The 23,100-nt window shown below is 67.7% G+C and carries 18 protein-coding genes; 6 read left to right on the top strand and 12 right to left on the bottom strand.

Annotated elements, in window-relative coordinates; genetic code table 11:
• Window positions 1-55: 55 nt before the first annotated feature.
• The 3 genes from IW252_RS11445 to IW252_RS11435 are packed head-to-tail and all read left to right on the top strand — an operon-like array spanning window position 56 to window position 4,149.
• Window positions 56-1,999, top strand: coding sequence for a tetratricopeptide repeat protein (locus IW252_RS11445; RefSeq protein ID WP_196836672.1), 1,944 nt, complete (start codon window positions 56-58; stop codon window positions 1,997-1,999).
• A 4-nt stretch (window positions 2,000-2,003) separates the two neighbouring features.
• The gene (locus IW252_RS11440; RefSeq protein ID WP_331271524.1) at window positions 2,004-3,449 is read left to right on the top strand and encodes a sensor histidine kinase; all 1,446 of its coding nucleotides are present in this window, start codon (window positions 2,004-2,006) and stop codon (window positions 3,447-3,449) included.
• Between the two features lie 25 nt (window positions 3,450-3,474).
• Window positions 3,475-4,149 carry a response regulator transcription factor gene (locus IW252_RS11435; protein ID WP_196836671.1) on the top strand — a complete coding sequence of 225 codons (675 nt, stop codon included), beginning with the start codon at window positions 3,475-3,477 and terminating at the stop codon, window positions 4,147-4,149.
• 74 nt (window positions 4,150-4,223) lie between these two features.
• Here the strand turns inward: IW252_RS11435 and IW252_RS11430 are convergent, their stop codons facing one another.
• The 4 genes from IW252_RS11430 to IW252_RS11415 form a co-directional block, all read right to left on the bottom strand.
• Window positions 4,224-4,682, bottom strand: coding sequence for a hypothetical protein (locus tag IW252_RS11430; protein WP_196836670.1), 459 nt, complete (start codon window positions 4,680-4,682; stop codon window positions 4,224-4,226).
• 119 nt (window positions 4,683-4,801) lie between these two features.
• Window positions 4,802-6,079 carry an aminoglycoside phosphotransferase family protein gene (locus tag IW252_RS11425; protein WP_196836669.1) on the bottom strand — a complete coding sequence of 426 codons (1,278 nt, stop codon included), beginning with the start codon at window positions 6,077-6,079 and terminating at the stop codon, window positions 4,802-4,804.
• 51 nt (window positions 6,080-6,130) lie between these two features.
• A complete protein-coding gene (locus IW252_RS11420; RefSeq protein WP_196836668.1) occupies window positions 6,131-6,850 on the bottom strand; it encodes a hypothetical protein in 720 nt (239 codons plus the stop codon).
• Between the two features lie 120 nt (window positions 6,851-6,970).
• Entirely contained in the window at window positions 6,971-7,582 is a 612-nt protein-coding gene (locus IW252_RS11415) for a GNAT family N-acetyltransferase (protein ID WP_196836667.1), read from the bottom strand.
• Between the two features lie 103 nt (window positions 7,583-7,685).
• On the opposite strand from IW252_RS11415, the gene IW252_RS11410 reads away from it, so the two are divergent.
• From IW252_RS11410 to IW252_RS11400, 3 genes are all read left to right on the top strand, one after another.
• Window positions 7,686-8,261 (top strand): 5-formyltetrahydrofolate cyclo-ligase, encoded by a 576-nt coding sequence (locus tag IW252_RS11410; protein ID WP_196836666.1) that lies wholly within the window; start codon window positions 7,686-7,688, stop codon window positions 8,259-8,261.
• A gap of 48 nt (window positions 8,262-8,309) precedes the next feature.
• Window positions 8,310-8,507: an FmdB family zinc ribbon protein gene (locus IW252_RS11405; protein WP_196836665.1), complete on the top strand. Its 198-nt coding sequence runs from the start codon at window positions 8,310-8,312 to the stop codon at window positions 8,505-8,507.
• Window positions 8,508-8,619: 112 nt separating this feature from the next.
• A complete protein-coding gene (locus IW252_RS11400; RefSeq protein ID WP_196836664.1) occupies window positions 8,620-9,429 on the top strand; it encodes an RcpC/CpaB family pilus assembly protein in 810 nt (269 codons plus the stop codon).
• Here IW252_RS11400 and IW252_RS11395 read toward each other — a convergent pair whose 3' ends face one another.
• From IW252_RS11395 to guaB, 8 genes are all read right to left on the bottom strand, one after another.
• A complete protein-coding gene (locus IW252_RS11395; protein ID WP_196836663.1) occupies window positions 9,430-13,284 on the bottom strand; it encodes a DNA helicase in 3,855 nt (1,284 codons plus the stop codon).
• Window positions 13,285-13,476: 192 nt separating this feature from the next.
• On the bottom strand, window positions 13,477-13,983 hold the full coding sequence (locus IW252_RS11390; RefSeq protein WP_196836662.1) for a hypothetical protein: 507 nt from the start codon (window positions 13,981-13,983) through the stop codon (window positions 13,477-13,479).
• Between the two features lie 439 nt (window positions 13,984-14,422).
• Window positions 14,423-16,009: a glutamine-hydrolyzing GMP synthase gene (gene guaA / locus IW252_RS11385; protein ID WP_196836661.1), complete on the bottom strand. Its 1,587-nt coding sequence runs from the start codon at window positions 16,007-16,009 to the stop codon at window positions 14,423-14,425.
• A 50-nt stretch (window positions 16,010-16,059) separates the two neighbouring features.
• Window positions 16,060-17,307 carry an SURF1 family cytochrome oxidase biogenesis protein gene (locus tag IW252_RS13750; protein WP_331271523.1) on the bottom strand — a complete coding sequence of 416 codons (1,248 nt, stop codon included), beginning with the start codon at window positions 17,305-17,307 and terminating at the stop codon, window positions 16,060-16,062.
• 42 nt (window positions 17,308-17,349) lie between these two features.
• Entirely contained in the window at window positions 17,350-19,131 is a 1,782-nt protein-coding gene (locus IW252_RS11375; protein WP_196836660.1) for a glycerol-3-phosphate dehydrogenase/oxidase, read from the bottom strand.
• A gap of 3 nt (window positions 19,132-19,134) precedes the next feature.
• The gene (locus IW252_RS11370) at window positions 19,135-20,280 is read right to left on the bottom strand and encodes a GuaB3 family IMP dehydrogenase-related protein (protein ID WP_196836659.1); all 1,146 of its coding nucleotides are present in this window, start codon (window positions 20,278-20,280) and stop codon (window positions 19,135-19,137) included.
• Window positions 20,277-21,518, bottom strand: a complete 1,242-nt coding sequence (locus tag IW252_RS11365; protein ID WP_196836658.1) for a DUF4872 domain-containing protein — start codon at window positions 21,516-21,518, stop codon at window positions 20,277-20,279. The genes IW252_RS11370 and IW252_RS11365 overlap by 4 nt, the downstream gene beginning before the upstream one ends.
• Window positions 21,519-23,024 (bottom strand): IMP dehydrogenase, encoded by a 1,506-nt coding sequence (guaB, locus tag IW252_RS11360; RefSeq protein WP_196836657.1) that lies wholly within the window; start codon window positions 23,022-23,024, stop codon window positions 21,519-21,521. It lies immediately after the preceding gene.
• Between the last annotated feature and the right edge of the window lie 76 nt (window positions 23,025-23,100).

Below are 23,100 nucleotides of genomic sequence, written 5' to 3'. Positions count from 1 at the left end.
GTAGCGCGACGGCGTCGTACCGTCCCGGTGACCCGCGCACAGCAAAGGAGGATTCGTGTCAGCTCTAACGGACCGACTCGGCCGTATCCTCCACAGCGCACCCGCCCACCCGCTGGGCGATCCGGCCAGCGCCACCGAGTGCCTCGATCTGGCGTACGAGCGCGCGTACGCGGAGGACCACTCCGGCGCGCTGCGAGCGGCCATGCGCGGCCTTGAATTTCCCGACGCGGCGCTCACCACGCGGCTGTCCCTGTGGGGCGTGACGGCCTCCATCCGTCACCTCTCCGGGGACGACGACGGCGCCCGGCTCGCCGCGCACGCCCGGCAGGCGCTGCTGCGCGCCGAGGGATGGACGCACCAAGCGGACATGGAAGAAGACCTCGGGTCGCTGCTATTTCGCGAAGCGACGGAGGAGGAAATGCCGCTGCTGGAGGCGGCCCTGCTCACGCACGAGGGCGCGGGCGCCCCCGATGACGTGCTGGCGGACATCAAGCTGGCCCTCGCGGTAGCCCAACACACCCAAGGTTCCGCTGCCGCGCTGGAGGCCCTGCAGTGGTGTGCTAACGCGTATCAAGCGGCGGGACGCGCGGAGTCGGAGGGCGGAGCGTTGTTGTATCTCGCACACGCCTACGCCGGGATGGAAGAGGCTGAAACCGCACTCGGAGTGGCCGAACGCCTCCTCGAGCTGAACCTCAACCGGGCGATGGGCGCGGCCGTCTGGATGGTCAAGGCAACGGTCAACGGCGAGCGCGGCCATGCCATCGAGGCCGAAGGGTGCGCGCTCGAGGCCCTGGAGCTGTACGCCTCGGCTGGCATCCGCAAGGGCGCCGTCTCGGCGGCCGCCGCCGTCGCTCAGCTCGCGGCATCGGCGGCGGATCATGAGGCCGCGATTCTGGCGTGGAAGGTGGCGATCGAGCAGGCCGAACGCGGTGAATTTGACCAAACGTGGGCGCTCCGGCTGGCGCTCGGTCACCAATTGCTGGACGCCGCCGAATACGTGCTTGCGGAGGAGCTGCTGAGCACGCTCGCGGAGCAACTCGGCGCTACTGGCCACGCGACCGAACGGGCGCGAGCGCTGGTCTCGTGGGGGCATAGCGTGCGCCATCAGGAACGGTTTGATGAGGCCGCACGGCTGTGGCGTGAGGCGATCATGGTGTTCGAGCAGTCCGGGCTCGCTGGCGAAGCGGCGCGGACACTCCTCGCGCTCGCCACGCTGCTCGGCCAACAAGATGAGCCCGCCGAGGCCCGGGCTGGCTACGAACGTGCGGTGGATTTGGCGCGGCAGGCTGACTCCGACCCGGCGGCTCTGCCCACGGCCCTGCACGCGTTGGGGCATTCGCTCTGTGAGGCGGGTGATCCCGACGGCCTGAGCGCCTTGGACGAGGCGATCCGGCTGGCCGACGAGCACGGTGCCGCGTGGCACGCGGCCGATTTCCGGGACACGCACGCGCGCAGCGCCTGGGCTCTCGGGGACGGACGCGGCGCCGTCGCCGAGGCGCTCGACGCGGCGGACCGCTTTCGCGGGGTGGACGACGCCGATGCCGCCGGCAACGCGGAACTCTTCGCCGCACATGTGCTGACGGAATCCGGCCGCCTCGACGAGGCCGCGGCCCTGTACCGCATGATCTCCGCCGATCACGCGGAATCGGTGGCTCACGTCAATGCCGCACAGCGCGGCCTCGCCGAGGTCTTGGACCAGCAGGGACTCTCGCTGCAGGCGGAGGAAGCGCGGAGTAAAGCCCAAGAGGTCGTGGACACTGCCCTCACCGAGGCCGAGGACTCGGCGCGCGACGCCCTCGCCGCCGAAGAGGCGGCCCTCGGAACGCCCCGCTCGGTGGACGATCCCGGGCCGCCCGTCGACGAGGAGGAGGCGCCCGCCGTCGAGGACGAGGCGCCCGCCGACGGGGACGAGGTGCCCGCCGACGGGGACGACCCGGAGGACGGGGATTCCGGCAGCGGTCCACGTGACCAGACCGGACCCGACGGGAAGGACGGGTAGGGCCGTGAACGTGCGGTGGCTCTCCCGCGTCCGCGCGCTCTCTGTGCGCACCCGCATCATGGTGGCCCTGATCGCGCTCTCCGGGTTGACCTTGGCTATCGCGGGAACCACCAATTACGTGGTCCAACGGGGTGATCTGGCCGCACAAATCGATGACTCGTTGCGGCGGGAGGTGACCGAATTTCGCGCCCTGGCCGAGACCGGGATTGATCCGGAGACTGGCGAGGACTTCACGACCGCGGCGGAACTGACCTACCTCGCCATTCAGCGCTCCTCGCCGGAGGAAAACGAGGGCGTGATCGTCCTGCAGCGCGGCGAGGTGCGGTGGACCGCGCCCGAGCCCGTTCCCCTCCGGTTGGAGGCGGACCAGGAGCTGATCCGCCAGCTGATCGACCGCCCGGCCACCGACCGCGTGGAGCTAACTACGCTTGACACCTCGACGGCGTCGTACCGGGCCGCCCTCGTCCCCGTCCAGCTCAGCGACGATACCGAGCCGGCACAGCTGGTCTTGGCGTTCGATCTGAACCGGGAATTGGCTGGTCTGCACCGCAACGTGTGGATCTGGGTCGCCGCTGGGGCCATAGCGCTCGCGGTGAGCGCCATTCTCTCCTTCGGCGTCCTGCAAACGCTGCTGCGGCCGCTGCGCGCCCTGCGACGGACGGCGGCCCGGATCGGCGCTGACGATCTCGACGAGCGGCTCGTCGTCGAAGGTAACGACGACCTCGCCGAGTTGTCCGAGACGTTCAACAACATGCTGGACCGGCTGCAGGAGGCCCTCGCCTCCCAGCGGCAGCTGCTGCGCGACGTCGGACATGAGCTGCGGACGCCGGTGGCGATCGTGCAGGGGCACCTTGAGCTGCAAGATGCCTCCGATCCACAGGACGTCCGCCAAACCCAAGCGCTCGCCTTGGACGAGCTCTCCCGCATGTCCATCCTCATCGATGACCTCTCGACGCTCGCCTCAGCGGATCGGGACGACTTCGTCCAGCCCCGCCCCACGGACGTCTGCGCGCTCTTGCGCGACGTGCACGAGAAGGCCACGGGACTCGGTGAGTTCGACTGGCGACTCGAGGGCCGCGCCACGGCGACCGTCAACGTGGACCCGCACCGCATCACGCAGGCCCTGCTGCAGCTGTGTCAGAACGCCGTGAAGTTCTCCGAGCCGGGCGCCCCCATCACCATCGGTGCCGAGATCGCCACGGGCCCCGCGGGCGCTCCGGCCGCACGCATACTACGGCTCTGGGTCCGGGATACCGGCATCGGAATCGCCCCCGAGGACGCGCAGGAGATCTTTGAGCGCTTTGCCCGTGGCGCCAACGGTAGCCGAGCCGCCGGATCGGGGCTGGGGCTGACGATTGTTCGCGCGATTTGCGAGGCGCATTCGGGACACATCACGGTGGCCTCCACGCCATCCGTAGGCTCCGTCTTTACGCTAGAAATACCCGTGTGATGAGGGACTTAAAGGAGAAGCCGGCGTGAGCCAGATTCTGATCATTGAAGACGAACCGCGGATTAGCGCCTTCGTCTCGAAGGGCCTGCGCTCCGCCGGGTTCCAGCCAGCGATCGCCGCAACGGGCCGCGAGGGCCTCAGCCTCGCCATGACGGGTGACTTCGAGCTGATCCTGCTGGATGTCGGCCTCCCGGACATCGATGGTTTCGAGGTCCTCAAGGAGCTTCGCGACGGTCACAACGACGTCCCCGTCATCATGCTCACAGCCCGCACGGGGCTCGACGACACGCTCACCGGACTCAGCGGTGGGGCCGACGACTATCTAGGCAAGCCGTTTCGCTTCGAAGAGCTGATCGCCCGCATCCGTTTGCGTCTGCGCCCAGCCGCGAACGGGGCCAGCCCGGCGGCGGAGCCGGATCATCGGCTCAGCAGCGACGGATTCACCCTCGACCTGCGCACCCGTCAGGCGGAAGTCGATGGGCGGTCCGTGGATCTTTCCGCACGCGAATTCGCCCTCGCCGAAGCGTTTCTGCGCAACCCCGGCCAGGTGCTCACCCGTGAACAGCTGCTCTCCCGGGTCTGGGGGTACGACTTCGACCCGGGCTCTAATGTGGTGGACGTCTACGTCCGCTACCTCCGCAACAAGCTCGGTTCCCAACGCATCGAGACCGTCCGCGGGGCGGGTTACCGGCTCGTGTAGCGGGTTATCGGCTCGTGTAGCGGGCCGCGGGACCTGCGGCGTTGACGTCGGTCGGACGAGGCTCCTGCCCCGCCTTAGTCGTCGTCAGCATCGTCGTCGTCATCGTCAACCTCGTCATCGTCGTCGTCGAGGTCATCCCAGTCATCGTCGTCCGCCGGGGCCTGCGGTGGGGCTGGCTGAACCGTCGTCGTCGTGGGCTGCGGGGCGGGGTCCGGAGTCGGTGTGGGCGCCGGCGTCGATGTCGGGCTGTGGGTAGCTCCGGCCGACGGAACGTTCGAGGAGGTGCTGGCGGGCTCCTGCGGAGTCCGCGTTGCCGCGGCATCGCTCGCGCTCGACGCAGATCCGGCCGGATCTACGGCTTGGCCTGTGGCTGGCGCCTCGCGTGAGGCCCCCGCGCTCGCGGCCGCGTCTTCGGTGATCACGCCCTGGCCCAGATCGTCGTCGGCCCCGATCATCTCCGTCGCCACGACGGCGCCGCCGCCGGCCACGATGAGGCCCATCGCCGCCGCCATACCCCAGATTTTGGTCTTCACGTCACTACCTCCAGCGCTGCCGATTCCCCGTCCCCACCATGGTGGCTCCCGGGCATGAGAGCAACAGGAGATGAAGATGAGAGAACTCTCATCTGGACATCTTTCTTGCCGGCCGCGTCCTAACGCTTGGCGCGAGCCAGCAGCGCCTCGGCCGCTTCTAAGCGGCCCACGGCGGCCGGGGCCCAGACGTCCTCCTCGAGTCCGGGGGCCCGCGCCCCCGCGATGAGGGATAGCGCCACACCGGCGGCGCTCCCCCACACGGCCCGCGGGTCCTCGTCACGTGTGAAGGCCGCGCCAAAGTGCTCCAACGCCGTGTCGATGAGCTGGTACCGCTCGTCCACGGTCGGCAGCACCGCGACGTGACCGAGTAGGCACGCGTAATCATCGGCCCGCCGTCCCGGCCCCACGTTGTCGACGTCGAGCAGGCCCACGATGCGGGTCCCCTCCATCATCAGGTTCGCTTCATAGAAGTCGCCGTGGGTCGGCACCACCGGTCCGCGATCGGCCTCCGCGAGGCACGTCCGCACCCCCTCCTCGAGCTCGGTGATGCGTCGCGAATAGTCCGGCAGAGCGGCCCGTGCCGCTTCCGCGTAACGATCGGCGCGGTCAGCCCACGCGGCGCGCACCGGCAGGTCCACGACGGCGGACGGCAGCCGGTCCAACAACCTGATAAGGTCCCGCGGGTCCAAGCTCGCCGCGCCGTCGTCCATAATCAGCCGGGAAAGCGATGAGCCGGGGACTTCGGCAAACGCCGCCACGCCGTCGTGATGATGCGCCAGCACGGGCGGCACGGGCAGGCCGGCCTCGGCCAGAAGGCGACTGCGCTCCACGAGCGCGTCCGCCTGATCGGGCCGCATCACCTTGAGGTAGACGACTCGCTCGACGACGGCGGGCGGCCGGGTACTGAACGTGGCCCGCAGCACGGCGCGGCGCAACGGGCGGTAGGCAACGGTTTCCAAGCGGGTCAGGACATCCCCTTGGCCCAGCGCACTCTCGGCACGCTCCGGGACCGCGGCGGTGGCCAGCCCCGGCAGCCGGGGGTCGTCCGGGTGACGCCACACGGTCACCGTCAGCGGGGCGTACCCCACCGGTGCGAGTTCCCAGCCGGGAATGCGTAGCTGCGTGTAGGCGTCGGATTCCGGCAGGCGTTCAGTCGTCAGGCCCACGAACCCGCTCCCGTCACGCAGGCTGTACAGCGCGCTCACGCCGGCGCCAGGGCGGTGTTGGAGCTGCACTTGCGTGGGCTGCAAGGAGTCGTAGTAGCTCGGATCCAGCCCGATTCCCGAGGCGACCAATCGGCTGGCGTGCGCTGTCAGAAAGGTCAGCTGGCTCTCTTCTGGCCACGGCGATTCGCCGCCGTCGGCCGGTGCCTGATGTGCTGTCGCCTCGCTACCCATCAACGCACCCTGATTCTGCCCGGTTGGCTAGCGCCGCGTCAGGCGCTCTTCCTAGGCGCCGCGACGACGCTGGAGCACGTCGTCGAGATTGATGCGTTGGGCAGATTCTCGTGCTGGTGCGGGCTCGGCGCTCGGCGCGGAGAGCGCCGAATGAGACTCGCCCGAACGGGTGTCAGCCAAAATACTCTTCACGCGCTCCGGCTTTTTGGACTGAGGAACTGGCAGGGGCTCAGGCTGGGGGCGTTCGGCCTTGGCCGCGTCCACGTAGGTGGGCTTCGGCACGGCGACGGGTTGCCACTGGCGGGACGTGTCTAATGCGTGCGTGCTGGAGACCGGCTTCGTCGCGGCTTGTGCCGCGGCCACGCGCCGGGCCTCGGCGCGCAGCTCCTCAACGGACAGGGCACGCTCTGATTCGCCGGAGCCGGGCTGCGCGTCGAAGACCTCACTGCTGCCGTGATGTGCCTGCTCGCGCACTGCTGTGGCCGCGACGGCCTCGGCGTAGGTGCGGTTAATGCGCTCGATGACGCGGCGGCGACGGTCGCCAATGGCGAGCGCGCGCAGTGCGACGACGGAACCGACGAACGCTAGTGCGGCGATCAGCGGCCACAGGCCGGAGACGACGCCGAAGGGTGCCAACACACCGGTGACGACGAGGGTCAGCAGGCCAACGAGGCCGGCAACGGCGAGCGCCAAGCGTGGGTAGCGAATCCGCAGACGGCTCGGCTCATCACGCGTCTGACCCTGCTGCTCAGGCGATTCAGTCGAGTTCATTGGAGTCCTTAGGGCTGCGGTTTAACTACACGCTTGACGTTACGCCGCGGCGCGCTGTGGGGGGCGGATTATTCCCGGTGTGTCCGCAAGGAAACTCACACCGTTGTGGTTTACGGCCCTCTAGGCCCCGTTCAACCTTGTCAGCAGCCCATCAGTAACCTCGTCACGCGTCAAAGCGAACGTCCGGTGGTCCGCCCACTGCCCATTAATGTGAAGGAACCGCTCGCGGACGCCCTCGTCGCGAAAACCCAGCTTCTCGACGACGCGCAGGCTGGGGCCGTTTTCCGGCCGAATGTTGATCTCTAGCCGGTGCAGTCCCAACGTCGAAAAACAGAAGTCCCCCGCCAGTGCGACGGCCTGCGGGACAATCCCCTGCCCGGCCCGGGCCTGATCGATCCAGTACCCAATCGAAGCGCTCATCGCCGAGCCCCACATGATGGTCGAGACGGTGACCTGGCCGGCCAGCGCCGGGTGGGGCGCACGGGGATCCGCCACGGTAATGGCCCACGGCAGGCACGTCCCGGCCTTCGCCTGACGGTTCAGGGATCGCACCATTTCCCGGAAAGACGGCATACGCCCTCCGCCAGGCTGTGTGGCTTCCCAGTGCCGGAGCCAGTCGGCGTTGCGGTGACGCACCGCCGTCCATTCGTGTTGATCCGATGCCCGCAAGGGCCGCAGGACGAGGTCGCCATGGTCAACAGTGGCGGGCCACCACGGGGCAAGTCGGGACATGACACCCCAGCATAGTGGGCCAGCCCCGCCCCGCGCTCTTCGCAGGTGAGCCCGAACGGCACCTCATAGCGAGCACACGCCGGTGCTGGCTACGATGACGTTCATGGTGAAGTCACGCTTGCGGGCCGAGGTCAGGCGCCGCCGGCGCGCCATGGACGCGGCGGAGCGTCATCGCGAGTCGGCCGAACTGTGCACGGCCCTTGATACGACTCTCACCGGGGCTCGCGTCGTCGCCGGCTATTCCGCGACGGGAACGGAACCGGACCCGTCCGCCGCTCTGGAACGCGCGCATGCAGCCGGCACACAAGTCATCCTGCCCGTGTGCCGCCCCAACTTTCAGTTGGGGTGGGTGACGTGGCACCCAGACATCGAGCTGCGGCCGTCCGCCTTGGCGCCGGTCAACGAGCCCGTGGGTCCCGTGGCCGAGGCCATCGCCGCAGCGGCCGCTGACGTGATCCTCCTGCCGGCCACCAGCGTGGACCGCAGCGGAACCCGACTGGGTCAGGGTGGGGGATATTACGACCGGCTGATTGCCGAGGTACGGCGCCAGGGCAGCGCAGCTCAGCTCATCGCGGTGGTCTACGAACACGAACTCCTGCCGGCCGGCTCGCTACCGCGCGAACTGACCGATCAGCCCGTCGACGCCGTCGCCACCATGAGCGGGCTGACCTGGTTGTGACGATGCTAGAATTGGCACTCAGACTATCCGAGTGCTAGAAGGAAGCCTATGCCGACCTACGCCTACGCCTGCAAGAGCTGCGGGGATGAGTTTGAGATTTTTCAGTCCTTTAGCGATGACTCGCTGACCACCTGCACGTCCTGCGAAGGTCCACTGCGCAAGAACTTCAACGTCGGCGGCATTACCTTCAAAGGCTCAGGTTTCTACCGGACCGATTCGCGCGCTGCCGAGTCGTCAAACTCGTAGCTCCTCCGCTGCCCGTTGACTCGCTGTCCACAAGGATCAGCGACTCGACCTTCCGCCCACAGCCGCGCTGTGGGCGGTTTTTTTACGCGGTGGGAGGGTTTTGACTGCTGGCATGGGCCAGAGACGAACACCAGCAACAGATCCGCGCGCCGGCGGCGGTGACCAGCGGCAGGAACGGCGCGACGGCGGACCGCCGACCCCTCGGCAGCCGCGCCTCCGGTCGAGCCGTAGCCGGTCCGGGTCCGTCAGGTATCGACGCACGTGGCGGGACGTTGCAGCGAAGTATCGGCGACCCCTAGCCGCCGCGCTCGCAGCGGTCGCGGTGGCGTGCGCGCTGAACGCCGTCGCGCCGGAGCGCGCAGACACGCTGCGCATCACGGTAGCGGCCCGGGATTTGCCCGCAGGCCACGTGCTCGGCGCCCAGGACCTCGACGTTGCGGAGGTCTTGGCGCACGCGCTACCGCCGGCCGTGCGGGCCGCTGCCCGGGACGGCGGCGGAGCTGACCCTCTGACCGGACAATTGGCCATTGCTGCTCCCGCCGGGACCCCGCTCCATCAGGGCCTTCTGGTGGGCGAGCATCTTCTCGCCGGCACCGAGCCCGGCACCGTTGCTGTGCCTGTGCAGCCCGTCGATACGCAGACGGTGGAGTTGCTCAGCCCCGGCCAGCACGTCGACGTGGTTCTCACAGAGGGCAACGGCTACGAGCAACCGGTGGCCTCCTCGCGCGTGGCCACCGGGCTCACCGTGTTGTGGGTACCGAGCGCGGAGTCGGCCGGTGGCGCCTTGACCTCCACGGCAGGTCCGCAGGAGACCGTCGTCGTCGCGGCGACGTCGGCCGAAGCCGAGGCGCTCACGGCCGCGGCCGGGCGTGGCACACTGCATGTGTTGCTGGTCGCCGCCCCCGGGGCCTCGGCGAGCTAATTACCCCCAGTGCGGAGGCCGCTGCTCCTTGAGCCACGCCTCACGATCATCGGGCCGGTCCGCGCCGTCACCCCACGCGCGCGGGTCGTCCTCGCTCGCGGTCTGCGGCAGGACGGGGTCCGTGAAGAGGGCCGGCTTCTGAGCGCGGCGACCACTCGGTTTCGCGGCGGAGGACTCTGGGTCCGGCACAATACTTCCTTCCGGCATGGTGAGGTTCAGGTACTCGGCGAGGGCGTCAGCGATGCGGGCCGGGTCGCTAAAGACGTCGATGGTCCACAGCGGAACATAGCGCCAGCCCAGTTGTTCCAGCAATTGCGGCCGCAGCCGCGAGCGCTGGCGGACCGTGAGTCGGCGGTAGGATTCGGTCCCGTCAGACACCACGGCCAAAGGCGGGATGGTGCCAGCGTCCTCAGCTGTGTCCGGGGCCTGGATGGCCAAGTCCAGCTCGTCCCGGTAGCGCTGGCGTACCGTTGCCCCTCGGGAGACGAGGCGATTGCGCAGGTCCGCCACGAGCGGATCCTCGTGCGGCCCCTCGTCCGCGCCACCGACAACTTCGGGCTGCATGGCGCGGCCGATGACATCCATCAGCACGGTCGTCCCCGACGAGAGACGATCCGCGTCCAGATCTTCCGGCTTGACGGCGGTGACGATCGTCAGCAGTTGGCGGGCGCGGGTCAGCCCCGCCGCGACCAGCTGATCCCCATCGGGGCCGGACAGGGCACCAAAGTCGTGCACGGCGCGCCCGTGCGGGGTGCGCCCATAACCCACGGCGAAGAGGACCGCGTCCCGTACGATCGCCGTCGAGCGCTCAATCGTCGAGACCTGGAACCGTTCCGTGCCGCGAGCGAAAAAGTCCCTCGCCCACGGGTAGTTGGGAAGTTGCACCTGGATGGCCTCGGCGATCCGGGTTGCGTGCCGCTGGTTCGAGGCAATCACGGCGAGGGACAGGTGCGGCCGACGACGGATGTGGGAAAACACGAGGTCAACGACTAGGCGCACTTCACCGACAGTCGTCTCCACGGCCTCGGCACCGGCATTCGGCAGGCCAGTGCCGTCGTGGACATACTCAACGCTGAGGCCCGGGCGGGCACCGCTCAACGAGCGTGCCACGGGCAAACCCGACAGCTCGTCGTCGTAGTAGGCGGCACTAAGGAGCTCGGTGAGGGACTCGTCGACGCCGCGATACACGGTTTTGAGCCTGCGGACCGGCAGGATCTCGGCGAGGGAGGTGAACGTGTTGACGGGCCGCTGCGGCGCACGGAGCGACGCGGTCGGGTCCACGGAGACGCTAAAGGACCGGGGCGACCCCACCTGGTCGTCGCCGAACGCGATGACTTGATCAGCACGGCTGATCGCACCGACCGCACTGCGCAATGACAAGGCATCCGCGTCGAGCATTAGCACGGCGTCGAACCGTGCGGAGTCCGGAACAACGGACGGGATCATCAGGGGTGAACCGACCCAGATCGGCACGAGGGAGTTAATCAGCGGGGCGCCGTATTCGGCCAGCGCAGCGACGGACGGGGAGCCTTCCTTGAGCAAGGACTTCAACTCTCGGCTGCCGGCCCGATGATCGCCGAGGGCGGCCTTCCACCGTTGGGCCAATTGCCACTTCAGCCGGGACGCGCCCGAGGCAATGTGGGCGTTGTCGGCGAGTCGGTACTCGGCCTCCAGCTGGCGCAACTGGTTCCCGTCGGACATCGCCAAGTAGTCGTCACCGCTGATCATGGCCTCGAGCACCGACTGCCACCAGGCCAGTTCGAGCTCGTGACCGACCTCCGTCGGTGCCACCTCTCGCTCACGCAGGTCGTCCATCAGTTCGGTCAGGCCGGACTCGCTGAGCTGCTCCACGAGCAGCGTCCGCTCCGGAAGGGTTTCGAGCGCCTCGCGATCCTGCACCAAAGCGTTGACATGTGCGACGACGTCGTCGACCGGACGTTGGATCAGCGAACGATCCTTGCCGTACCCGTGCACCCGGTCCAGCGCCTGGAGGCGCTTGTAGGTGGCGTTGTACTCCGTGTTGAGCTCCAGCAGCCCGCTCGGCACGGCGGGATGGCGCTGGCTCGTGGCGTAGCTCTTCCACGCCTCGCGCTGCTGCTGCACCTCCTGCAGCGATGTGTGCAGGTCCGAGATGTGAACGCCGGGGCGAATATACTCCTTGGCCACCCGGCGCAGGCGGCTGCGGGTAACCGAACCAAGCTCGATGCCGCGCTCGCGGCGCCAAGACGACGGGGCCGTAGCCGCGATGAGGTCATCGACGGCGCGATCAAAAATATCTGATTCGAACTTGTCGAGGCTCTCACGCACGGCCACGAGGAGCTCCAGCTGCTCCCCCCACTCGGCGAAGGTATTGCCGAGCTTGATGTGTGAATGTTCGGCGACCTGCTTCATCCGCTCGTGCAGCGGCGCCAGATCCCCGTCGAGGTCCCGAGCCAGCTTGAGTGCTTCTTCGGATTCTCGGCTATTGCGCAAGCGCGCGCCGAACCACGGGCTGTTACCGACGCGGTGGGTGAACGCCCCGATTTCAGCGGCACGGCGTAGCTTGGCACTGGTCTCGTGACGCGTGACGATCGAATCGAGAACGGAACGCTTCAGGCGAACCGTGGTGGAGGGCGGCGGCAGCATGGAAGTCAGGCGAGCCAACTCCTGCATCGCCTGGTACGGCGAGCACCCCCAGCGCTCACGCACGTTGTGCAACGATCGGACGTGGTCCAAGAGCGCGTGCCGATGGCGCGTCAGGGTCTGGTGCAGGCCGCCGAGATCTGGCTGTTCTGCCCGCTCATTGCGCAGAATGGCCTTGGTCAACTGCCGGCGCAGGGCCTCGGCGTCGACCTCGGGGGCGATACGCAGGGCGAGGCTACCGAGCTCCAGCTCCTCGAGGCGCTCAACGAACTCGGCCGCGGTTTGCCGGCGCTCAGCAACCACGAGGACGCGCTTCCCCTGCCCCGCCAAGATCGCGGCGGCATTAAGCACCGTCTGGGTTTGGCCCGTTCCTGGTGGCGCGGAGACGGCGACGGATTCGCCCGCTTCCACCACGTCGAGCACCTCTTGCTGGCTCGCGTCGGCGTCGAGGACCAACAGTTCGTCGGCCGGGTTGCGTTCGTCGCTGCTGACGACCTCGATGTCTGGCTCGGAGACAGGTTCCGGAGCGGACCCGTCGTCGTGCTGCGCCATGAGGCGAGAAATCACTGGGTGTTCGGTGTTGATGGTTTCCGGATTGGCCGGATCGGCGACATCCGCGAATGTTGAAGCCAACAGGCGATGTTCGACGACGACGCCGGCCGCCTCGGAGAGCTGGCGCCGCAATTCGTCCATGGCCTGACGCGGATCGAACCGAGCGGTCATGTACGCGGCGGCATAGAGCGCGTCGACGTCGATACGGATGCCCTGCTGATCCGAGAAGTAGCGAATCAATGCCGGGTTGACTTGGGCTCGTCCAGAAATCTGGATGTCGAAGTCGTCCCGATCGCGTGCGGCGAGGCCGATGCGCACCAGCATGACGGGTGCACTGAACTGCTCGGATCGTCCGTCAACGATAGCCCGCCACGAAACGACGCCTGCGGCGAGGTAGCCCACGTCGATTCCGCGTTCGTCGGAGAGCTCTTGAATCTTGCCCCGCAGGGCTCGAGCCGTGCGGAAACCGGGGGCGAACGCTTCGGGGTCGCGCAGGAGCATGGAGAGACGCGTGCGGCGCCCGGCCATGAACTGAGCGAGTCCGGACGGGTGGGCATGGGTGATGTCGATGCTGTTGGAGGCGGATCCCGCAAATCGCAGGAGCGTGTCGGTTCCAGCGCCGGGCCCGAGCGTCTCGAGCCAGTCGGCCACGTTCGGCCCACTCTCTTCAGTCCCTGCCAACGGATTCCGCCTTCCATCGCTTGCGTCACCGCCATCATGAGAGACCGGCGGCCCTTCTAAACTACGCCAGAGGGCCGCGGGTTAAGGCCAGCGAAACACGACGACGCCCGATTCAGAAGCCCGAGGTTCCGCGCCACGGCGCCGTGCGAGCGTTGCGGGACGCCATTCGTTCCGCTGAGGAGACGACGCCCCTCATTCAGAAGCCAACCAAGGCGGGGTGGTCTGCCACACGTCATCACCACAGGCCCACCCTGTTGAGTTCGTGTCACACCCCTCGGCCACGAGTCGGGACTCGATCTTCCACACGGTGGTCAGCTGAACCTCAAGATGACCCGTGCCCTCGTACACCACGTCAGCGGCTGCCGGGTCGGTCTCCGGGTCGGCCTGCTCCGGACGGCGCGCCCCGGGGCCGGCTGCCGTTCTGGCGACCCCATGGCCGTCGTCCCACCAATACTCAAGCGGCGTCGCCCGCACTTTCACTGCTGTTCCCAGCACCGTCGTTTCGACTCCGTGCTCCGAGCTCTCCGCCCACTGATGGGTCCGCTCCCCCACCAACGACATGGCGTAGTACGGATGGTCTTCCACTGGCTGCTGCATCTTCAGCTCGGATGCAGGTAGGGGAAGCGACCTGAACTCCTCGTTGGTCACCGTGATGACGTCACTCGGAGGTGCGGCCCCGTCGCCCGGGCTCGTGGGCACAGCCTCGGCGTCACCTCAACACTGAGTGCTGGCCGTCAAGACACCTTCCGGCTCTTCCCGAGTGTGCAATCGGACCTGATCGAGCCGCTCCCCTTCACCGGAACATCGCGAGTTGGCACCGCCACAACAGTCGACGTGCTAGTGGCCGGTTGTGGCGTTGGCGAGGCGTCCGCACTCGTGGTCAGCGCCGAGGAGGTGGCTGGCGAAGACTCCGCCGGCTCCGGCGTCGTACCTCCACACTCGCTGCCCCCCCGCCCGAGCGCTACCCCCACCACGACTGCCGCCCACGCGAACTTCTTCACCACAGCTCCTCGCTGCTTGCGGCCCCAGCGCCACCACCGCGCCTCGCTGGTTAGTCCATCCGCTGCACGAGTTATCCACAGGCCCCCGATCAACAAGAAGCCCCGCCACGGATTCCGTGGCGGGGCTTCACGCGGGATTACTCCCACTCGATCGTTCCCGGGGGCTTGCTCGTCACGTCAAGCGCAACGCGATTGACCCCGTCAACCTCGTTCGTGATGCGGTTGGAGATGCGAGCCAGCAAATCGTATGGCAGGCGCGACCAGTCCGCCGTCATCGCGTCCTCGCTGGAGACGGGGCGCAGCACGATCGGGTGGCCGTACGTGCGGCCGTCTCCCTGAACGCCCACCGAGCGGACATCGGCCAGGAGGACCACCGGCATCTGCCACACCTCCTGATCCAGCCCGGATGCCGTGAGCTCCGCGCGCGCAATGGCGTCAGCCTTCCGCAACAGCTCCAAGCGGTCCTCGGTCACCTCGCCGATGATCCGGATGCCGAGCCCGGGACCAGGGAACGGCTGGCGCTGGACGATCTCGTCCGGCAAGCCCAGCTGAGAGCCCACAGAGCGCACCTCATCCTTGAACAGCGTGCGCAGAGGCTCGACGAGCTCGAACTGAAGGTCCTCCGGCAGGCCGCCCACATTGTGATGGCTCTTAATGTTGGCCGCGCCTTCGCCGCCACCGGATTCGACGACGTCCGGGTACAGGGTGCCCTGCACGAGGAATCGCACTGGCTCGCCTTCCGCTGCGGACTCGCTGACGATGGCGGCCTCAGCGGCTTCGAAGGCCCGAATGAATTCGCGGCCAATGATCTTGCGCTTCTCTTCCGGGTCCGTGACGCCGGAGAGCGCGCTCAGGAACCGTTCCTGCTCGTCGGCAATGTAGAGCTTAGCGCCGGTGGCGGCGACGAAGTCCTTCTCTACCTGCTCGGCCTCGCCTTCGCGCAGCAGGCCGTGGTTGACGAACACACACGTCAGCTGGTCGCCGATGGCACGCTGCACCAGAGCCGCCGCCACCGCAGAGTCAACACCGCCGGACAGGCCGCAAATGGCGCGCCCGGAGCCAATCTGCTCACGAATGCGCTCCACCTGCTCTTCGACGATGTTGCCCGTGGTCCAGTCCGGGGTCAGGCGCGCGCCCTTGAAGAGGAAGTTCTCCAGCACCGTCTGGCCATGAGTCGAGTGCTTGACCTCCGGATGCCACTGCACCCCGTACAAGCGACGCTCCTCGTCAGCGATGGCCGCCACCGGGGCGCCCTCGGAGGTGGCGAGCACTTCAAAGCCTTCCGGCGCACCGTGCACGGAGTCTCCGTGGCTCATCCACACGCTCTGGTCCTCGGGCGTGCCCGCCAGAATTGAACGGGCCTCACCCGTTGCCTTCACGGCGGTGGAGCCGTATTCGCGCAGCCCAGTCCGGGCGACGTCGCCCCCGAGGGCATTGGACATGGCCTGGAAGCCGTAGCAAATGCCGAGGACGGGCACGCCAGCTTGGAAGAGGTCCGCGCCGACACTCGGCGCCCCGTCGGCGTAGACGCTCGACGGGCCACCGGAAAGGATGATCGCCGCTGGCTTCTTGGCCAGGATCTCCTCGGTGGACATGGTGTGCGGCACGATCTCCGAGTACACGCGGGCCTCGCGTACGCGCCGGGCGATCAGCTGCGCGTACTGGGCCCCGTAATCGACGACCAGAACCGTCTGGTGTTCTTGGGAGGCGGGAGAGATAGTCACGGGTTCCACTCTAGTCGACTTAGCACTGGCCTCACGACGGCCAGCTCGGGTCAATACCGCTTCTCGGCGGCCGGAGCATCCTCAATTTCACGCTGCACCTCGCGGTGAATCTTGGACTCCACGTAGAAGGACAGGAACGGTACGACGCCGCCGAGCGCGATAAAGAGCAAGCGCGGGAACTTCCAGCGCATCAGCATCCAGAGTCGGAAGTCACACAAAAGGTAGAGGACATACATCCAGCCATGCGCGATCTGAATGGCGAGCGTGATGTTGAAGCCGCCGTCGTACCCGTCCACGGGCAGGAAGCCGAGGGCGTTGCTGGTGCCGTCATACAGCGTTCCGCCAGCCACGAGTTCCACTCCGAAGCCATACTTGGCCGTCATTTCCACCACGAGCAGCAGGAGGAACACGCCGGTGATGTAGGCCGCAATCTTGAACCAGGTCGCCGCATTCTGAATCTGCGCGTGCGTCCCGCCGAGGCGACGCCCCTGTGGTTTGGTCACTCTCTTGCCTTTCTGAGTCCGCTTGTAGTCGTCGGAGACCAGCCGGGTCCACAGGAAGAACGCGAACCCCGCGAAGACGGCCCACTCGAGGCCGTAGAAGATGTTGAGCCAGTTGGTCTGCGGCTCAGCTGGCTGCGGGTCCACCCACACCTGCTCAAGGTCCGCCGCCATGGCGTCGGCGCCATCCGCCCCCGTGGCCTCGAACGCGACGATGAAGGCGCTGTAGGAATCGACGTCCCAGAGGTTGATGAGCTGCGCCACGGACAGCGATTCCAGCACGCCGTCGCTGGCATCGTCCGCCTGCGGGGTTTCGGTAGGCAGCAGGCGACCCGTGACGGTGACCGTCTCCTCGCTCGGTTCGGCCGGCGCCCGGGGCTCCTCGGTCCACCCCCGCACGACGGGGATGACGACGTCGCCGCCCGTAGCGGCCGCGGAACCCTCCGGCGCGCTTTCGCCGGCCGGCAGGGGCTCATCGAGGACGAACGCGGCCACCGACCAGTAGCCGACCCGATCCGACTCGTCGCTATCGAGCCGGCCGGAGACCAGGACCTGGCTGTCCGGCATGAAGTGACCCGTTGCCGTGACAATCTGGTCCGCGTCTGCGGCCATGAGCGGACGGTAGGGCCCAAAGTGGGTGGTCAGCTCCACCGGGTTCTCCGTGACGGAGGCCGGCGGCGGAGGGGCAGTTTCGGCGCGCCCAAACTGCCAGACGCTCAATCCAACGAAGATGCCGGAGAGCGCCATCGCCAACAACAGGGCGAGCAGCCATTTGGGCTTGAGGGCAGTTTTGAGCACCTGTCTAGCCTACTTCGATGCTTTGTAGAAGAGCGAGTTGGCTCAGTCCTCGCGGACCGGCACGATGTCGTCCACGTTCATGCGCGCGGCGTCAGCAGACACGTCGTCTGGCTGTTCTTGGCTCGCCCGCTCCGCCTCGACCCGGGCCAGATAGTGCTTGACCTCACGTTCGATCTGCGGCTCGGACCACCCGAGGATGGGCGCCATCAGGCGGGCGGCAACCTCCGCCGCGGAGACGCCTCGATCCCACGCCTCGATCGAAATGCGCGTGCGCCGGGTCAGGACGTCGTGAATATGGCGGGCGCCCTCGTGCGTGGCCGCATACACGACCTCGGCGGCCAGGTAATCGTCCGCCCCGGGCAGCGGCTCGGCCAGCTCGGGGTTGGCACGAATCGTTTCCAGCACATCCCGCGTCATCGACCCGTAGCGGGACAGCAAGTGCTCCACGCGCGCCACGTGCACGCCCGCCCAGCGCGCCAACCGGTGACGGCTGTTCCACGCCGCCCGGTATCCCTCCGCCCCGAGCAACGGGATGGTCTCCGTGCAGGACGCCGGCGCGGCCGTATCAATACTCCGCACGGCCTCGTCGACGGCGTCGCGGGCCATAACCCGGTACGTGGTGTACTTTCCGCCGGCAACGACGACGAGGCCCGGCACCGGGTGCGCCACGACGTGTTCGCGGGAGAGCTTCGCCGTGGAATCGTTCTCCCCCGCGAGCAGGGGCCGCAGTCCCGCGTACACGCCTTCGACGTCTTCGCGGGTCAGCGGCCGCTTGAGCACCCGGTTGACGTGTTCCAGCACGTAGTCAATGTCCTTGCTGGAGGCCGCAGGGTGTGCCTTATCCAGCTTCCAGTCGGTATCCGTGGTGCCGATAATCCAGTGTCGACCCCAGGGGATCACAAAGAGGACCGACTTCTCGGTCCGCAGGATCAAGCCGACCGTGGACTGGAAACGGTCCCGCGGTACCACCAAGTGGATGCCCTTGGACGCACGGACTTTCAGCTGGCCGCGGTCGGTGACCAAGTCTTGAGTTTCATCCGTCCACACGCCGGTGGCGTTGATGACCTGCCGCGCGCGGGCCTCGAATTCCTCGCCCGTCTCCTGATCCTGCAGGCGTGCTCCGACGACGCGCTCGCCCTCCCGCAGGAAGTCGACGACCTTGACCCGGTTCGCGGCCTGTGCCCCGTACTTGGCGGCCGTGCGGACGACGTCGACGAGGAGGCGCGCGTCATCCACCTTCGCGTCGTAGTAGCGGATCGACCCCACGAACGCGTCCTCCCGCAAACTGGGGGCCGCGCGGAGGGTGCCACGCTTGGAGAAGTGCTTATGCAACGGAACGCTGCGTAGCCGACCAGCGGCCATGGACATGGCGTCGTACAGCGCGATGCCGGCGCCGACATACGGCCGCTCGACGAACTTCTTGGTCAGCGGGTACAAGAACGGCACCGGGCGGACGAGGTGCGGAGCGATGCGTTCCAACAAGAGCCCACGCTCTTGGAGTGCCTCATGGACCAGCGAGAAGTCCAGCATCTCCAGATAGCGCAGACCACCGTGGATGAGCTTGGAGGACCGCGACGAGGTGCCAGACGCCCAGTCGCGCGCTTCCACGATCCCGACGCTCAACCCGCGCGTCACGGCATCGAGCGCGCTGCCGGCGCCGACCACGCCGCCACCGACAATCAGCACATCGAGTTCCGCACCGGGCTCGTTCGTCCCCTTGAGGACCTCAATGGCCTCGGCACGCTCGGCCGGGCCCAGCCGCCCCTGGCTGGTGGGAGCCCCACCGGCCGATGACGGTGCCTGTTGCGTCCGAGCCCGTGCCATGATTCAGCCCGCCTGGTAGGGGGAAACGACGACGTCGACGCGCTGGAACTCCTTGAGGTCGGAGTATCCCGTGGTCGCCATGGACCGGCGCAGTGCGCCCACAATATTGGACGTCCCGTCCGTGTGATGGGAGGGACCGTACAGAATCTGTTCCAGCGAGCCGACCGTGCCCACCTTGACGCGATCGCCGCGCGGGCTCTGATCGTGCGTGGCCTCGAGGCCCCAGTGCCACCCGGCCCCCGGGGCCTCCTCGGCGCGAGCCAACGGCGTGCCCAACATGACCGCGTCCGCGCCCATGGCGATGGCTTTGACGATGTTTCCGCTGTGCCCCAGGCCGCCGTCGGCGATGATGTTCACGTACCGACCGCCGGACTCTTCGATGTAATCGCGGCGGGCCGCGGCGACGTCGGAGAGCGCGGTGGCCAGCGGGGCATGGATGCCCAGCGCCCGGCGGGTCGTGCCTGTGGCGCCGCCGCCGAAGCCAACCAGCACGCCGGCGGCGCCCGTGCGCATGAGGTGCAGTGCCGGGGTGTAGCCGGCAGCCCCGCCCACGATGACCGGCACATCGAGTTCGTAGATGAACTGCTTGAGGTTCAGCGGCTCGTGGTTCTGGGACACGTGCTCCGCCGAGACCGTGGTGCCGCGAATGACGAAGATGTCCACACCGGCGTCGACCACCGTGCGGTAAAACTCTTGGGTGCGCTGCGGCGTCAGCGAGGCGGCTACCACCACACCGGAGGCGCGGATTTCCTCAATCCGAGCCGTGATGAGCTCCGGCTGGATGGGCGCCGCGTACAGCTCTTGCAGGCGGCGGGTCACCGCCGGGTTGCTGCCGTGGCGCTGTTCGGTTTCCAGCGCAGTAATTTCTGCGAGAACAGTGTGCGGGTCCTCATACCGGGTCCATAGGCCCTCGAGATTGAGGACGCCGAGCCCACCCAGCTGGCCCAGGGCGATCGCTGTGGCCGGGCTCATCACCGAGTCCATCGGGGCGCCGATAATGGGTGCATCGAACGTGAAGGCGTCGATCTGCCACGACACGGACACGTCCTGCGGGTCACGGGTGCGGCGGTTCGGGACAATCGCCACATCATCCAGCGAGTACGCGCGGGTACCGCGCTTGCCGCGGCCAATCTCAATCTCGTTCATCACGGCTCCAGCCTATCAGCGGCCCCTGCCAGGATCTCGGCTGCTGCCTGCTCGGCGTCGGCCAAGGCCGACACCGACTCGGCCAGTTGCGCGCGGTGGCTGGCGGCGTCGTCGTACTCCGCAGCCAGCAGGGCGATCAGCCCCTCCCACTGGTCAGCGAGGTCTCGATACGCGTCGACGGCGTCTGCCAGCGGGGCGAGCCCCTCTCGCGGGGCGGCCTCGGCCAAAAAGTCGGCGTACAGGCCGCGGAATCCACCCTGGCCGCTGTGCCGGCCAGCCGCGAAAAACCCGTTGACCATGTTCAGCGCGGACGCGTAGGCCTCCGGGTCCGCGAACAGGGCGGGCCAGTCCCGCTTTCCGGTGCCCACCAAGCGCTCGGCCCACGTGCGCAACCCCGCGACGCCGAAGTTCTTGGCGAAGTGATCCGGGATCCCGGTCAGCTCGCTGGTGCCCAGTAAGCGCCCGGAGGTGGCGCGAACAGCCTCCGCGATCGCCGCATTGACTGCCCCCGGTTCGGGGGTCAGGGCTTCCGGGACCCACGCTTGCCAGTGCCGGTCCTTCTTGCGCCGCCCACGCGCGGCGGCCAGCTGCCCCCGGCGCAATTCACGCAGCGCACCGGAGCCGTCATCGATGAGGAACTTCTCCTCCTCCCCCAGGACCGCGAGGTCGACGGACTCCGCCTCCGTGTCCGGCGCCGTGGACTTCACCCACGGCAACAGCGTTTCCGTCACCCGCACGACGACGGCGCGGCCGGCCTCGAGCCCCTCGTCGAGCCGCGCGGCGGCGGCCTTGGCGCTGGTGGTGTGGGCCTGCCGCACCGGAACCGGCAACCGCTCGATCAGCGTCTCGACGTACGGTTCCGGGTGCGCACGGGTGACGACGGTCGCCGTCGCGCCGGACTCGTAATCGAAGGTGAACACCATGAACCCGATCCCGCCCGCGAGACCGGCCAGCATGGCTTGCGTGAACGGCTGGCCCGTCGCCGGGTCTAGCACGCCCGCCTGGGTGAGCACTCGTTGCCACAACGCCGCGTCGTACTGCACGACCGACTCGGGCGCCGGGTACTCCGGCAGCTGGGCGGCGTCGTCGTGCTCCGCCTCCACTGGCGCCGCGCTGGGTTCCGCCTGACCGGCGAGGACCGCCTTGCGGGCCTGCGTGTAGGTCTCCCCCGTGCGCCCCATGCGGGCGCGCGCGAGCTTCTGGACCTGCTTAGCGGACAGCTTCGGCGCGGGCGTGGACATTTAGCGGGACCGGTAGTTCGGGGCTTCGACGGTCATCATGATGTCATGCGGGTGGGACTCCTTGAGCCCAGCCGCCGTGACGCGCACGAACTTGCCCTTGGCCTTGAGCTCCTCCACCGTGTGTCCGCCGACGTAGAACATGGTCTGGCGCAAGCCACCCACCAGCTGATGGGCCACGGCCGAGAGCGGGCCGCGGTAGGGCACCTGCCCCTCGATCCCCTCGGGAATCAGCTTTTCGTCGCTGGGCACGTCGGCCTGGAAGTAGCGGTCCTTGGAGTAGGACGTGTTCTTGCCGCGGGTCTGCATGGCCCCCATGGAACCCATGCCGCGGTACGTCTTGAACTGCTTGCCGTTCATGAACACCAAGTCCCCGGGGGACTCTGCGGTGCCGGCCAGCAGGGAGCCCAGCATGACGGAATCAGCGCCGGCCACGAGGGCCTTGCCGATGTCCCCCGAGTGCTGCAGGCCGCCGTCGGCGATGATCGGCACGCCCGCCGGAATGGCGGCCTTGGCCGACTCGTAGATCGCCGTGACCTGCGGGACGCCGACGCCAGCGACGATGCGGGTGGTGCAAATGGATCCGGGACCCACGCCGACCTTGATGGCGTCGGCGCCGGCGTCGACCAGCGCCTGCGCGCCCTCGCGCGTGGCCGCCTGGCCGCCGATGACGTCGACGTGCGCGGCCGCCGGGTCCTTCTTCAGGCGCGCGATCATGTCCAGCACACCCTGACTGTGCCCGTTGGCGGTGTCCACCACCAGCACATCCACGCCGGCCTCCACCATCGTCATGGCGCGGTCATAGCCCTCGCCAAAGAAGCCGACGGCGGCGCCCACGCGCAGTCGGCCCTCGTCATCCTTGGTGGCCTGCGGGTACTGCTCCGCCTTGTCGAAGTCCTTGACCGTGATCAGCCCCTGCAATACGCCCTGATCGTCGACGAGCGGCAGCTTCTCGATGCGGTGCTGACCGAGCAATTCTTGGACGGTGTCCGGCTTCACGCCGACCGGAGCGGTGATGAGCGGCATGGCCGTCATCTTCTCGTAGACCTTGGTGGTGGCGAATTCCGCGCGCGGAACAAACCGAATGTCCCGATTGGTGATGATGCCCAGCAGCTTGCGGTCCTCATCCACGACGGGCAGGCCGGAAACGCGGTAGTGAGCGCAGAGGTTGTCCAACTCCAATAGCGTGGCACCGGGGGTGATGGTGACGGGGTCGGTGATCATCCCGGACTCGGAGCGCTTGACCTGATCCACCTGCTTCGCCTGGTCCTCAATGGACAGGTTGCGGTGAATGATGCCGATTCCGCCCTGGCGCGCGAGCGCGATCGCCATGGGGGCCTCGGTGACGGTGTCCATCGCGGCGGACAGCAGCGGGACGTTAAGCCGGATGCGCTTGGACAGGCGCGTCGAGGTATCCGCGTCCGAAGGAATCACGTCCGTGGGGCCCGGCAGCAGCAGAACGTCGTCGTAGGTGAGGCCTTCGAGGGCAAAGGGATTGAACTCAGACACGGATGGGAGCCTTTCGCGAACCAGATCAGGGTGCTTACATCCTAGAACGCGCGCCGCCCCGTCCGCATTCCGAGTG

Source organism: Zhihengliuella flava, assembly GCF_015751895.1.
GTDB lineage: Bacteria > Actinomycetota > Actinomycetes > Actinomycetales > Micrococcaceae > Zhihengliuella > Zhihengliuella flava.
Note: the sequence above shows the minus strand (reverse complement) of the source record. Positions and strands in the feature narration are given on the sequence as shown.

Bases quoted from the DNA above. Each gene is read 5' to 3' on its own strand.
- IW252_RS11425 (WP_196836669.1), bottom strand. From the start codon at position 6,079: ATGGGTAGCGAGGCGACAGCACATCAGGCACCGGCCGACGGCGGCGAA.
- IW252_RS11420 (WP_196836668.1), bottom strand. From the start codon at position 6,850: ATGAACTCGACTGAATCGCCTGAGCAGCAGGGTCAGACGCGTGATGAG.
- IW252_RS11415 (WP_196836667.1), bottom strand. From the start codon at position 7,582: ATGTCCCGACTTGCCCCGTGGTGGCCCGCCACTGTTGACCATGGCGAC.
- IW252_RS11410 (WP_196836666.1), top strand. From the start codon at position 7,686: ATGGTGAAGTCACGCTTGCGGGCCGAGGTCAGGCGCCGCCGGCGCGCC.
- IW252_RS11405 (WP_196836665.1), top strand. From the start codon at position 8,310: ATGCCGACCTACGCCTACGCCTGCAAGAGCTGCGGGGATGAGTTTGAG.
- IW252_RS11400 (WP_196836664.1), top strand. From the start codon at position 8,620: ATGGGCCAGAGACGAACACCAGCAACAGATCCGCGCGCCGGCGGCGGT.
- IW252_RS11375 (WP_196836660.1), bottom strand. From the start codon at position 19,131: ATGGCACGGGCTCGGACGCAACAGGCACCGTCATCGGCCGGTGGGGCT.
- IW252_RS11365 (WP_196836658.1), bottom strand. From the start codon at position 21,518: ATGTCCACGCCCGCGCCGAAGCTGTCCGCTAAGCAGGTCCAGAAGCTC.